Genomic DNA, 11,621 nt, shown 5'->3' with positions numbered 1-11,621 from the left:
GGCCCGTGCGCCACCGTGAAAATCCTGATTCCAGTTCAGCACCCCGATCAGGGGAATGGAATATCACGATATTTGCGCATTATTCACCAAAACGGGGATTAGCGACGCCATGGCAGACCAGAAAATCACCACCATTGACAATGGTGCCGGCGTCAACGCCACGCTCAACAGCGTTCATTACCCCGGGGACCATTGCAACCTGCCGAACAGGCGGGTAACCCACACCGGAAGCAGCGATGGCGACTGCATCCGGGTGCGTGCCATCACGAAAGATCCCGCAGGGGCTTTGACGGTGGCCTGGTCCCCATCCTGAGGCTGCGCCCGCGCCCATCGCCGCACACGCCACCGCCGCCCAGGAAGCGCTGAGCCCCTGGGCGGGCCCCTCCGCCCTGCCGGCCTCGGCAGATCGCAACCCTTGAAACGCCCTCCACCATGACCCCGACCCCCATTCCGTCCGTGCCGCGCTCGATTTCCGTCGAGGACACGCAAGCCCATCACCTGCAGCTGTTGAACCCCGCCCAACCAGCGCTCGGGGCTTCGCCTTCCGCCCGGCCCGACGCACCGGCGCTGCAGACCTTCAACGGCTACTACACCCTTGGAAACGCCCAGGGCGCCTTTTTCGCAGTCGACACCAACATGGTGTTTCAAGCAGGCACCATCGCCCCCGCGTACCACGTGTCGCTGATCATCTCGCTGGACGGAACCTCCGCCACCCGCTACCCCTTCACGGGAAGCTTCGACGGCAAGACCCTGCACCAGACGTCCGACCAGGGGCTCACGGTCGAGCTGGAGTTCACCCGCGCGGGCGACACGTACGGGCCGGTGGCCTTCTGTTCGGGAAGCATCACCTTGCCGAAGCAAACGAAGGTCGATGTCTCCGGCGCCACCTACAACAACCCCATTGCAGCCGCCCTCTTCGCCGGCGATTACGTCGATACGGCGACCGGAAAAAAGGTGATGCGGATCGGCTCGGACAACCAGCTGCAGTACGACCCTGGCACCACCGGGAATCTCCAGCCGGTGCACACCTATGCGTACAACCTGAACATGTACTTCTTCACGGTCGCCCAGGGCAGCGAGACCGTGTCGCTCATCATGGGCACCGCTGCCGAGCAGGGTTTCGCCTGCAACAACATGGTGACCGATGGGCAAAAGCCCGCGCAGATCCGGTCGCTCGTCACCATTCCCCAAGCCGCGAAACCCGACTTCGCGCTGTACGACCTCAGCGGGTGCGAACTGGCGGATTTCAGCGGCTACTACCCCTTCCAATTCGACATCGAGACCCTGCAAAGCCGGTCTTTCGTCTCCATCCAGGCGCAATACGCAACGCTGCTGCCGGGCACCGACTGGGATCTGAATTTCGTGGCCATCAGCATTTCAACGGATGGCATCAATTCCCAGGCCTATTATTTCAATCCATTCACAATGAGTTTCAAGGATGGCATTCTGGACATGCCCGAGCAGAATATCCACCTGCAACTCACCCGAAAATACAATCCCGCCAATGGATCGCTGGTTCAAATGAGCGGCACGATCAACGGACAGAAAATAACGGGATCGACCCCCTTCAACCCCGTTCCTTTATCTGCCTTCGCTGGCCAGCCCCTCACCAACCGCCTGGGCGACCGGCTCGCGGTGAATGGCGAAAACAGCGTGACCTACAACGGAGATAATGTCAAAAGCATTATCTACGTCCCTTTGATGTACATCTTGGCCTACCCCGTCGGCAATCCCGACGTGGTGATGTCTTTCGGCACCGATGGCGCCCATGGCACCGCGTGCATCGTGACCACGAAGGCCAATACCCCGACGCGGGCCACCACGACGGTCTGGGCCATTCCCTCATAAGGGACGTGGTCCGACGGGTGGCGCGGCCGCCGGGCCGTCAGGCGGGGTCGTCCAGCCAGCCCCGCACCACCCCGTTCGTCCAGCCGAACCCGTCCTGCAGCGGGTATTCGCCGCCATCGCCTCCGGTGGAGGGGCTGTCGCCGGATTCGCACAGCGAGTATTTTTCGACCAGCTTGCCCTCGTGGTCGTACACGTCCTGCACGGTTTTGACCCAGCGCGTGCGAATGTCGTCCGACAGCTGGCAGCAGCTTTCGTCGGCCGCGCCGTAGGCGGCGAAGCCTTCCACCGCCATCCACTGCAGCGGCGCCCAGCCGTTGGGACGGTCCCACTGCTCGCCGCTGGCGGTCTCCGAGGTGGACAGGCCGCCCCGCACCAGCAGGCGCCGGCGCACGGTGGCGGCCAGCGCATGGGCCTGCTCGGGCGTGGCGGTGCCGGTGAAGAGCGGCACCACGGTGGCGGCATTGAGCGAGGGGCGTGGCGTGCCGGCCTGCCAGTCGTGGTCGAGGAAGGCGCCGGCCTCGGCGTTCCACAGCACGCGGGACATGGCCTCGGCGCGCTGGCGGGCCCGGTGGTCGAACGCGTCGGCTGTGGCCGTGTCGCCCACGCTGCGGCTCAGGCGGGCGATGGTGGTCTCGGCCTTGTGCAGCAGCGCGTTCAGGTCCACCGGAAGGATGCGTGTGGTGCCGATGGTGGACAGGGTCTGCGTGCGGCAGGTGCCGCAGGCGCCATCGTCCAGCCAGCGCGCGCTGAAGTCCCAGCCCGACTCGGCGGCGGCGCGCAGGTCGCGGTACACCTCGTTCGCGGGGCGCTGGCATTGGGCGGCGGTCTCCACATCCTCGCGCCACGATTCCTCGCGCGGCGTGTCGCGGTCGTCCCAGTAGCGGTTGAGCACGGCGCCGTCCGGCAGCGCCACCACGCGGCGGTGGGCGCTGCCCGGGGCCAGGGTGTCGGCACCCTCCATCCAGAAGTCGTATTCGCGCCGCATCTGCGGCAGGTACTGCGCGGCGCCATGCCCCGCGCACGATTCGCACAGCTCGGCCATCAACGAGAACACCGGCGGCTGCGAGCGGCTCAGGTAGTAGGTGCGGGTGCCGTTGGGCACGTGGCCGTAGGTGTCGATGAGGTAGGCGAAGTTGTCCGTCATCGTGTGCAGCAGGTGCCGCCGGCCGCTGCGCACCAGGCCCAGCATGGTGAAGTACGAATCCCAGTAATACATCTCCACGAACCGGCCGCCCGGCACCACGTAGGCGTGCGGCAGTGCCAGCAGCGAGCCGCGCGGGGGGTGGTGGGCCGGGTGGCGGGTGAGCTCGTCCCACAGCGCATCGATGTGCGCCGCCATGGTCAGCCCGGGTTCGACCGTGGGGCCGTCGCAGGCGCGGGTCTGGGGCTTGAAATGCCGGTGCACGAAGGCATGCAGGTCGAAGCCCGGCGCCTGGCACTGCGCGCGGTAGGCCGCGAGGATGGTCTCGGGCGGCTGGCGCGGGGCGCAGTCCACGAAGGTCTTGGAGTCTTCGAAGATGCGCTGGCGTTGCACTTCGATGAAAAGCTCTTCGTAGCGGTCCGCGGGCGTGTGGGTGTCGGCCGGCGGCGCCAGCGCGGCCGCGGCGCGCCGCGAGGCGCTGTGCGCGCGGTGAGTGGGCGAATCGCCGCCCGGCAAGGACAGCGGCGGTGCGGCGGGAGACTCGGTGCGGGACGGCAAGGCGGACATTCGGGTTCCAGGCGAAGGGGCCAAAGAGAAGGGTCGGCGGGGGATGGCCCTATTGAACGACGGCTGAGCCGACCGCACTGGCCCGCGACCCCGGCAAATGCGCAGGACAAGACGCCGAACCGGCGTCGGCGCCGCAGGGCATGCCGACGCGCTTCGGGTCGCACCTAGCGCCCGGGGGCCGCGCCCCGCAGGAAGAAGTCCACGGCCCGCACCACCCGCGCGTGGATGTCGGCGACGGAGACGGCCGGTGGGTCCTGCTGGTACAGGCGCGGCCCGGTTTCCGCGGTGAGCAACGCCATGAACTGCATCGCCATGACCTGGGGATCGCCCTCGCACACCTCGCCGTGCGCCATGGCGGCGCCCATGAAGCGGGTGAGCGCGTCGATGCACTGGCGCGGGCCGGCGCCGTCGAACAGCTCGCCGATGTTGGAGCGGCCCGCGTCCGCCAGCACCATGCGGTACACCGAGAGCGCGCGGCGGTCGTTCAGCATCACCTGCAGCGCCTCGTCCCCGAACCGGGTCAGCGTGGGCCGCATCGGCGGGCGCGTTTCCAGCGCCGCCAGCAGGTGGGAGGTGGCGTCGGCCAGGTGGGAGGTCGCCAGCGACTGCACCACGGCGACGAACAGCGGCTCCTTGGACGGGAAATAGCCGTAGAGGGTGGCCTTGGAGCCCCCGAGCCGCTTGGCCAGCTCGTTCATCGACGCCGCCTCGTACCCCACCTCTTCGAACAATTTGGCCGCCGCTTCCACGATGGCATCCCGCCGCGCCTGGGTCCTGACCCGCATTCGCATCTCCAAAAGTGAACTAACTTGTACTCTTTACTTGACAGGGCTCCCTCGGGCAAATCATACTATACCGTACATGAATGTTCAGTTATAGCCCCATCCCCTGGCCCCTCGGCCCGGGGCTGGACCCCCTTCGTCCCTTTCTTTTGGAGAAGCTCCATGCATGCCACCCCTTTTCTGCGCCCCGCGACGCTCCTGCCCCTGCTGTGCCTTGCCGCCCTGGCCGGCTGCGCCAGCACCCAGCCCATCGCCTACACCGGGCTGCAGTCCGCGCCCCAGCTGCGGCCCAACCTAGACGACGACACCGGCCGCATTCCCTACCGCGTGGCATCGCACCGGGACTGGAGCCAGTACACCAAGGTGATCCTCGACCCCATCGTGATCTACTCCGGGCCCGACCACCAGTTCGAGGACGTGCCCGAGGCCCAGCGGCGCCAGCTGGCTGGCGACATGCGCCGGCAGTTCACGGCGCGGCTGGCCACGCGCTTTCAGATCGTGGCCCAGCCCGCCCCCGCCACGCTGCGCCTGCGCGTGACGCTCACCGGCGCCAGGCTCACCACGCGGGGCCTGAGCACCTTCACGCGCTTCGACATCGGCGGTGGGCCCTACAACCTGGTGCAGGGCATTCGCGGCAAGGAAGGCACCTTCACCGGCTCGGTCAGCTACGCCGTGGAGATCTTCGACGCGGTGTCGAACCAGCTGCTCGACGCCTTCGTCACCAAGCAATACCCGAACGCGCTGAACATCGGCGCGACCTTCGGCACCCTGGATGCAGCGCAGGCAGGCATCGAAAAGGGCGCGCAGGAACTCACCGCCCAGTTCCAGTGACCGCCGCCATGATCCCCACCCACCCCGCCCCCCTGCCCGCCGCGGCCCCGAGGATTGCCATGCCCCTGATTGCCTTCGTTCGCGCCGCGTGCGTGTCTTCGCTGCTCGCTACCGCCGCCCTGCCCGGCCATGCGGAACTGTTCACCTCCATGGCCTCCAGCGCGGGGTCGGCGGCCTCGAGCGCCTCGGACTCGATCGGCCATTCGAGCGGCCGCGGGGGCCGCGACCGGCGCCTGGCCGAGGGTGAGTACCGCGTGATCGGCGTGGAGCAGGTGCCCGGCCGGCCCGACGCCACGGGCCTCAGGCTGCGCGCGACCGAGACCGGCGCCGCGCGCGAGTTCGTGCTGAACCTGCCGCGCCAGGCGCAGGGCGCGCGGCCGCTTGCCGCCGGCGATCTGGTGCAGGCGCGCGAGCGGCCCTATGGCTTCGAGTTCGCGCGCGGCAACACCCGCGAAGCCTTCTTCCTGGTGCTCAACGACGACTGGTACGAGGAGATGGACTCCCGGCCGCTCGCCCTGTGATGCGGCGTGCCGCCTTGCCATCCCGCGTGCGGCACCGGCGCGCGCTGGCGCGCTGGACCGGGATCGCCGCCATCGGCCTCGCCGCGCTGGGGGCGGAGGTTCCGGCCCGCGCCGGCACCTGGGGCCTGTGCGATGCCGCCGCGCCGCTGAGCGCCACCGATCAGGACCGCATCCTGCGCTTTGCCGCGGTGGTCAAGCAGGTGCTCGACGCCTCGGGCCAGCGCGTGGCGCTGATCTCGCGCTCGGGCCTGGACCTGGGCCGCTTCGGGGTGCGCTACTCGCACGCCGGCCTGGCCCTGCGGCCGCAGCCGGACCGCCCGTGGGCGGTGCGCCAGCTGTACTACACCTGCGAGGAGTCGCGGCCCCGGCTGTTCGACCAGGGCATTGCGGGGTTCCTGATGGGCCGGGACGATCCGTCCCGGGGCTGCGTTGCCATCGTGCTGCTGCCCGCGCTGCCCGCTGACGCGCTGGAACGCACGGCCCAGGATAAGCGCGCCGCGCTGGCCCTGCTGGCGGCCGACTACAGCGCCAATGCCTACCCGTTCAGCACGCGCTACCAGAACTGCAACCAGTGGGTGGCGGAGATGATGGCCAGCGCCTGGGCGCCGGCCGGCGACGCGCCCCCGACGCGCGAGCGTGCGCAGGCGTGGCTGCACTCGGAGGGCTACCGGCCGGAGCCGATCGGGCTGGGATCGCACGGCATGGTGTTCGCCGCGCATTTCGCGCCGCTGGTGCATGTGGACGACCACCCGCGGGACGACCTCTACGCGCTGCGCATGCGGGTGAGCCTGCCGGCCTCGCTGGAGGCCTTCGTGCACGATCGCATGCCGGGCGCCGAGCGCATCGAGCTGTGCCACGACCGCCGCCAGATCGTGGTGCGCCGCGGCTGGCAGGCGCTGGGCCCGGGGTGCGAGGCCGGGCCGCAGGACGAGGTGATCGCCCTCGATCCCTAGCCTGATGGGGCCGGGCGGTTGCGCGGCGGCGTCAGTTGCGCTGGCCGCCGGTGATGTACTGCTCCATCTGCTCGATGATGAACTGCTGCTCGGACATGATGTTCTTCACCAGGTCACCGATGGAGATCAGGCCCACCAGCCGATTGGCGTCGTCCACCACCGGCAGGTGGCGCAGCCGGTTGTCGGTCATGAGCTGCATGCACTGCTCGCTGCTCTGGTGCGGCCGCACGAAGCGCACGGCCCGGGTCATCACGTCGCTCACCTGGGTGGCGCCGGAGGTGCGGCCCAGCAGGGCCACCTTGCGGGCGTAGTCGCGCTCGGTCACGATGCCGGCGATCTGCTCGCCCTCCATCACCAGCAGCGCGCCGATGCCCTTGTCGGCCATGAGCCGCAGCGCATCGAGCATCGAATCGGAGGGCCCGATGGTGTGGACCTGGGCATGGGGCTTGGACTTGAGGATGTCGGCGACTGCGGTCATGGGGCCTCCCTGAGTGAAGTGGCGTGGATGGCTGCAGTTTCCGCCCAACGGCGGGGTGCGCGCAACAGGGGTTTGCGAAGCCGCCCGGGGCGGCGATGCAGTTGGTTGCAAACCCGCGCGCCGCCGGTCGCCGGTCGCCGGTCGCCGGTCGCCGGTCGCCGGTCGCCGGTCGCCGGGCCATCGCACCGCGCTTGCGCTCTCAGCTCAGCGTCGCCCGCCGAACAGGCCGCCGCCGAGCTTGACCAGGTCCGACAGGCCGACCTGGCCGTCGCCGTCCTGATCGAGCAGGCTGCCCAGCACGCCTCCACCCAGGCCACCCAGGCCGCCCGGCTGCCGGGCGCGGTCGCGCTCGTGGCCAAGGGTGCGGCCCAGGCTGCCGGCATCCAGCCCGCCGGCCTGCACGCGCTGCGCGAGGAACGACATCACGATGGGCGCGAGCAGCTGGAGCAGTTGCCCCGCGTTGGCGCCCAGGCCCGTCGCCTGGGCCAGCCCGGCCTCGGCCTGCGGGCGCTGGCTGCCGAACACGTGGCCCAGGATGTCGGCGCCCTGCCCGCTGCCGGCGGCACTGCCGCCGCCCAGCAGCGACCCGAGGAGCCCGCCCAGGTCCAGCCCGCCCGCGCCGCCGCCGGCGGCCGGCTGGTGGTCGCGCTGCAGGGCGCCCAGCAGGGCCTCGGCGCCCTGTGGCTGCGCGGCGTTGCGGCCCAGCGCGCCCAGCAGCAGGGGCAGCGCGGTCGCCACCGCGGAACGGGTCTGCGTGGCGTCGGTGCCCAGCTGGCTGGACAGCTGCTGGAGCGGGGCCCCTTGCAACTGGGCCATCAGTTCATCGGCCAGGGAGGGGGTGGACGGGTTCATGGGCGGCTCCTTCATCAACATTCGGTGCGGGTGGCAGCGCGTGGCGTTGCCGTGGGCGTGGCGGCCGGACATCGGCCCAGGGCCCCATGCTATCCGGCCGGGCGCCCCCCCGGCCGCCCCCGCATTTGCCCTCAAGCCCCCCGCGCGGCGATGAGCGATGGGCCGGGGCGCGCCGCCCTGCGCAGGGCCACGGCATCGGACGCCGCGGCGCCGCGCGGGCCGCCGTGCACGCGGAACACCTGCACCGCGTCCGACACCGTCTGCGCCTGGGACTGCAGCTCCAGCGCCAGGGCCGCGTTCTCCTCCACCAGCGCCGCGTTCTGCTGGGTGATGCCGTCCAGGTGGGAGACCGCGCTGTTCACCTGCGAGATGCCGGCCTGCTGCTCGTCGGCCGCGCTGTGGATCTGGCCGATGAGGGCGCCCACGCGGCGCACCAGGTCCAGCGACTCCTGCATGGTCTTTTGCGCGCTCTCGGTGCGCTGGCGGCCCTCGCCCACCTTCTCGGCCGACTGGTCGATGAGCTGGCGGATCTCGCGCGCGGCGGTCAGCGTGCGCTGCGAGAGGCTGCGCACCTCGCCGGCCACCACCGCGAAGCCCCGGCCCTGCTCGCCCGCCCGCGCCGCCTCCACCGCCGCGTTCAGCGCGAGGATGTTGGTCTGGAAGGCGATGGAGTCGATGAGCTGCGTGATCTCGCCGATGCGGCCCGAGGCGGCCTGGATCTGCTGCATGGTGGCGGCCACGCCGTCCACCGCGCCGCTGGTGCGCTCGGCCACGCCCGTGGCCTGCCGCGCCAGGTCGGCCGCCTGGCGGGCCGATTCGGCCGTCTGCTGCACGGTGCCGGTGATCTCCTCCATCGAGGCGGCCGTCTCCTGCAGGTTGCTGGCCTGCGTCTCGGTGCGGCCGGACAGCTCCTGGTTGCCTTGCGCGATGGCGCGGCTGGACACGCGCATCTTCTCGGTCTCCTGCAGCGCATCGCGCACGATGGACTGCAGGTTCACGTTGAGCTGGCTCAGCGCCTTCTGCAGGTCGCCCACGCCGTCGGAGCGGGTCACGCGCAGGCGCTCGGTCAGGTCGCCGGCCGCCATGCGGTTGGCGGCGCGCACCATGTCCGACAGCGGCAGCACGGCCACGCGGCGCACCTGGGCGAAGGCGGCCATCGCCACGCCGGCCACGGCAGCCCAGGCCGCGGCCGAGAACAGGCCCTGCTCTTCATCCACGAGCCCCGCCAGGAAGGCGGCCACCAGCACGGACAGGAACGCCATGGCCACCTGGCCGCCCACGCCGATGCGGGTCCACTCCGCGACGCGGCCCAGGGCGGTCAGGCGTGCCAGCCGGCCCGCGCGCAGCACGTGCACCGGGCGGCCGGCCTCGGCCTCGGCGCGCATGCGGGCGTAGAGCGCGTCGGCGGCCTGCACCTGCTCGCGGGTGGCCTCGGTGCGCACCGACAGGTAGCCCACGGGGCGGTCGCCCTCCATCAGCGGGGTGACGTTGGCCATCACCCAGTAGAAGTCGCCGTTCTTGCGCCGGTTCTTCACCGCGGCCGACCAGGGCCGGCCCTGGCCGATGGTGTCCCACATGTCGCGGAACGCCTCCTCGGGCATGTCGGGGTGGCGGATCAGGTTGTGGGGCTGGCCCAGCAGGGCCTCGCGCTCGTAGCCGCTCACCTCGATGAACATCGGGTTGCAGTACAGGATGCGCCCTTTCAGGTCGGTGGTGGACACCAGGGTTTCGCCGGAAGGAAACGGGTATTCCTGCGTGCTGACCGGAAGATTTCTTCGCATGGGAAGCCTTTCTGGGGAAGAAGCTTTTGTCTCGTACGGACGGTGCGGCACGGCGCCGCGGGCCCCTGCGGGATGCAGTGCGGCCGATGGTAGGTGGCACATCCCGGCTTGTGGAAACCTTTCGGCCGGGGCTTGATCTGGGTCAAGAGCCCGGGGACGCTGCGAACGCGGACCGTCGTTTCCCGACCACCCATTTGCTATCAATTGAATAGCTACCAAGACAATGAAAACGCCGGCATGCGGGCGATTTGGCTCTCAAAACCCCGTTCCGCCCCGCAGAAACCCTTCGGATCGACGGCCCGGCCGGCCGGCGGCCCGCCAGCGTGGCCACACACTCCCGGGGCCAGCGCCCGAGGGGTCCGCCACCGCCTGCGAGGGGCACGTGCGGCCCGCACGCGGCATGAAGGTTGCAAGGTCCGGACACGAGGCCCGCCGGAGGGCTTTCCAGCCTGCTACAGCTTCACACGATCTTTTCAATTGACCGTCAGAATGCTCGCCACAACGAAAGCCGTGCCTTGTCCATGAATTGCCCACGCCCTGCCACACGCTCGCTGCCCTCCGCCCCCGCTGCCATGGCCCCACGGCCCTCCTCCTTGACCTTTTCCTGTGTGACCGCTGCCCCCGGTGCCCTGCGCCGGGCCGGCGCTGCCGTGCTGGCGGCCGCCTTCGTGGTGGCCGGGTGTTCGGACAAGGCCGCCAAGCAGCCCGCGCCGCGCGCCCCGGTGGAAGCCGGCGTGGTCACGATCCAGCCCGAGCGGCAGTCGATCACCACCGAGCTGCCCGGGCGCACCAGCGCGTTCCTGGTCGCCGAGATCCGGCCGCAGGTGGGCGGCATCGTGCAAAAGCGGCTCTTCACCGAAGGGGCGGACGTGAAGGCCGGGCAGGTGCTGTACCAGCTGGACGCGTCGCCCTTCGAGGTGGCGCTGGCGAGCGCCGAAGCGTCGCTGGGCAAGGCCCAGGCGACCGTGGGCACGGCCGAGACCAACGCGCGGCGCAATGCCGAGCTGGTCAAGATCGATGCGATCAGCCGCCAGGTGTATGACGACAGCCAGGCGGTGCTGGTGCAGGCCCGCTCGGACCTGGCCGTGAACCGCGCGGCGGTCGAGAACGCCCGCATCAACCTGGGCTACACCCGCATCAAGGCGCCCATCTCGGGCCGCACCACCACCTCGGCGGTGACGCCGGGCGCGCTGGTCACCGCCAACCAGACCACGGCGCTCACCACCATCTCGCAGATCGACCCGCTCTACGTGGACGTGACCCAGTCCAGCACCGACGTGCTGCGCCTGAAGACCGACCTGGCCAAGGGGCGCTTTCAGCGCGCGGGCGAAGGCCAGGCGCGCGTGGCGCTCAAGCTGGAGGACGGCAGCACCTATGCCCAGGCCGGCCGGCTGCAGTTCAGCGGCGTGACGGTGAACCCCGCCACCGGCGCGGTCACCCTGCGCGCGGTGTTCCCCAACCCGGACGGCCTGCTGATGCCGGGCATGTACGTGCGCGCGGTGCTGGAGACGGGCGTGAACGAGCAGGCCCTGCTCGTGCCCCAGCAGGGCGTGACGCGCGACACCGCCGGCAACGCCAGCGTGCTGCTGGTCAATGCCGAGAACAAGGTCGAGCGCCGCAAGATCCAGGTCGAGGCCGCCGTGGGCAACCGCTGGCAGGCCGTGGGCGGCCTGGCCGCCGGCGACCGCGTGGTGGTGGACGGACTGCAGCGCGTGAAGGTGGGCGACACGGTCAAGCCGGTGGAGGTGGCGGCCAAGGCGGCGGCAGCCCCGGCAGGCGGCGCCTCCTCGGCGGCACCGGCCGCATCGGCGGCGGCACCCGCGGCGTCCGGCGCTGCGGCCCCGGCCGCCCGCTGAAGGACCGCCCG

The 11,621-nt window shown here is 70.3% G+C and carries 11 protein-coding genes; 6 read left to right on the top strand and 5 right to left on the bottom strand.

From position 1 onward, the window contains the following. The first annotated feature begins 55 nt into the window (after nt 1–55). Both R1Z03_RS23000 and R1Z03_RS22995 read left to right on the top strand, forming a co-directional pair. The gene (locus R1Z03_RS23000) at nt 56–313 is read left to right on the top strand and encodes a hypothetical protein (protein WP_317355565.1); all 258 of its coding nucleotides are present in this window, start codon (nt 56–58) and stop codon (nt 311–313) included. Between the two features lie 119 nt (nt 314–432). Continuing rightward, nucleotides 433–1,848 carry a hypothetical protein gene (locus R1Z03_RS22995; RefSeq protein ID WP_317355562.1) on the top strand — a complete coding sequence of 472 codons (1,416 nt, stop codon included), beginning with the start codon at nt 433–435 and terminating at the stop codon, nt 1,846–1,848. Between the two features lie 37 nt (nt 1,849–1,885). Here the strand turns inward: R1Z03_RS22995 and treF are convergent, their stop codons facing one another. Both treF and R1Z03_RS22985 read right to left on the bottom strand, forming a co-directional pair. After that, nucleotides 1,886–3,556 (bottom strand): alpha,alpha-trehalase TreF, encoded by a 1,671-nt coding sequence (gene treF / locus R1Z03_RS22990; protein WP_317355560.1) that lies wholly within the window; start codon nt 3,554–3,556, stop codon nt 1,886–1,888. A 164-nt stretch (nt 3,557–3,720) separates the two neighbouring features. Continuing rightward, nucleotides 3,721–4,341 carry a TetR/AcrR family transcriptional regulator gene (locus R1Z03_RS22985; protein ID WP_284403023.1) on the bottom strand — a complete coding sequence of 207 codons (621 nt, stop codon included), beginning with the start codon at nt 4,339–4,341 and terminating at the stop codon, nt 3,721–3,723. A 159-nt stretch (nt 4,342–4,500) separates the two neighbouring features. Between R1Z03_RS22985 and R1Z03_RS22980 the strand changes: the two genes are divergently transcribed. Genes R1Z03_RS22980 through R1Z03_RS22970 form a run of 3 tightly spaced genes read left to right on the top strand, consistent with a single transcriptional unit; the run spans nt 4,501 to nt 6,643 of the window. Then, complete coding sequence (locus R1Z03_RS22980) at nt 4,501–5,169, top strand: DUF3313 domain-containing protein (RefSeq protein ID WP_317355558.1); 669 nt, start codon at nt 4,501–4,503, stop codon at nt 5,167–5,169. A gap of 8 nt (nt 5,170–5,177) precedes the next feature. Beyond that, the gene (locus R1Z03_RS22975) at nt 5,178–5,690 is read left to right on the top strand and encodes a hypothetical protein (RefSeq protein WP_317355555.1); all 513 of its coding nucleotides are present in this window, start codon (nt 5,178–5,180) and stop codon (nt 5,688–5,690) included. Next, nucleotides 5,690–6,643, top strand: a complete 954-nt coding sequence (locus R1Z03_RS22970; RefSeq protein ID WP_317355552.1) for a DUF2145 domain-containing protein — start codon at nt 5,690–5,692, stop codon at nt 6,641–6,643. The genes R1Z03_RS22975 and R1Z03_RS22970 overlap by 1 nt, the downstream gene beginning before the upstream one ends. A gap of 31 nt (nt 6,644–6,674) precedes the next feature. Here R1Z03_RS22970 and R1Z03_RS22965 read toward each other — a convergent pair whose 3' ends face one another. The 3 genes from R1Z03_RS22965 to R1Z03_RS22955 all read right to left on the bottom strand — a co-directional run bounded on the left by R1Z03_RS22965 (nt 6,675) and on the right by R1Z03_RS22955 (nt 9,754). Further along, nucleotides 6,675–7,121: a CBS domain-containing protein gene (locus tag R1Z03_RS22965; RefSeq protein ID WP_272568313.1), complete on the bottom strand. Its 447-nt coding sequence runs from the start codon at nt 7,119–7,121 to the stop codon at nt 6,675–6,677. Between the two features lie 204 nt (nt 7,122–7,325). Further along, nucleotides 7,326–7,973 carry a DUF937 domain-containing protein gene (locus R1Z03_RS22960; protein WP_317355545.1) on the bottom strand — a complete coding sequence of 216 codons (648 nt, stop codon included), beginning with the start codon at nt 7,971–7,973 and terminating at the stop codon, nt 7,326–7,328. Nucleotides 7,974–8,104: 131 nt separating this feature from the next. Beyond that, on the bottom strand, nt 8,105–9,754 hold the full coding sequence (locus tag R1Z03_RS22955) for a methyl-accepting chemotaxis protein (RefSeq protein ID WP_317355544.1): 1,650 nt from the start codon (nt 9,752–9,754) through the stop codon (nt 8,105–8,107). A gap of 521 nt (nt 9,755–10,275) precedes the next feature. On the opposite strand from R1Z03_RS22955, the gene R1Z03_RS22950 reads away from it, so the two are divergent. Further along, nucleotides 10,276–11,610, top strand: coding sequence for an efflux RND transporter periplasmic adaptor subunit (locus R1Z03_RS22950; protein ID WP_317355542.1), 1,335 nt, complete (start codon nt 10,276–10,278; stop codon nt 11,608–11,610). Nucleotides 11,611–11,621: the final 11 nt, after the last annotated feature.

Source organism: Acidovorax sp. BLS4, from assembly GCF_032929295.1.
GTDB lineage: Bacteria > Pseudomonadota > Gammaproteobacteria > Burkholderiales > Burkholderiaceae_C > Paracidovorax.
This window is presented reverse-complemented; position numbering and strand designations above follow the sequence as displayed.

Coding starts and splice junctions, on each gene's coding strand:
- R1Z03_RS23000 (WP_317355565.1), top strand. CDS start 56: ATGGAATATCACGATATTTGCGCATTATTCACCAAAACGGGGATTAGC.
- R1Z03_RS22995 (WP_317355562.1), top strand. CDS start 433: ATGACCCCGACCCCCATTCCGTCCGTGCCGCGCTCGATTTCCGTCGAG.
- treF (WP_317355560.1), bottom strand. CDS start 3,556: ATGTCCGCCTTGCCGTCCCGCACCGAGTCTCCCGCCGCACCGCCGCTG.
- R1Z03_RS22985 (WP_284403023.1), bottom strand. CDS start 4,341: ATGCGGGTCAGGACCCAGGCGCGGCGGGATGCCATCGTGGAAGCGGCG.
- R1Z03_RS22980 (WP_317355558.1), top strand. CDS start 4,501: ATGCATGCCACCCCTTTTCTGCGCCCCGCGACGCTCCTGCCCCTGCTG.
- R1Z03_RS22975 (WP_317355555.1), top strand. CDS start 5,178: ATGATCCCCACCCACCCCGCCCCCCTGCCCGCCGCGGCCCCGAGGATT.
- R1Z03_RS22970 (WP_317355552.1), top strand. CDS start 5,690: ATGCGGCGTGCCGCCTTGCCATCCCGCGTGCGGCACCGGCGCGCGCTG.
- R1Z03_RS22965 (WP_272568313.1), bottom strand. CDS start 7,121: ATGACCGCAGTCGCCGACATCCTCAAGTCCAAGCCCCATGCCCAGGTC.
- R1Z03_RS22960 (WP_317355545.1), bottom strand. CDS start 7,973: ATGAACCCGTCCACCCCCTCCCTGGCCGATGAACTGATGGCCCAGTTG.
- R1Z03_RS22955 (WP_317355544.1), bottom strand. CDS start 9,754: ATGCGAAGAAATCTTCCGGTCAGCACGCAGGAATACCCGTTTCCTTCC.
- R1Z03_RS22950 (WP_317355542.1), top strand. CDS start 10,276: ATGAATTGCCCACGCCCTGCCACACGCTCGCTGCCCTCCGCCCCCGCT.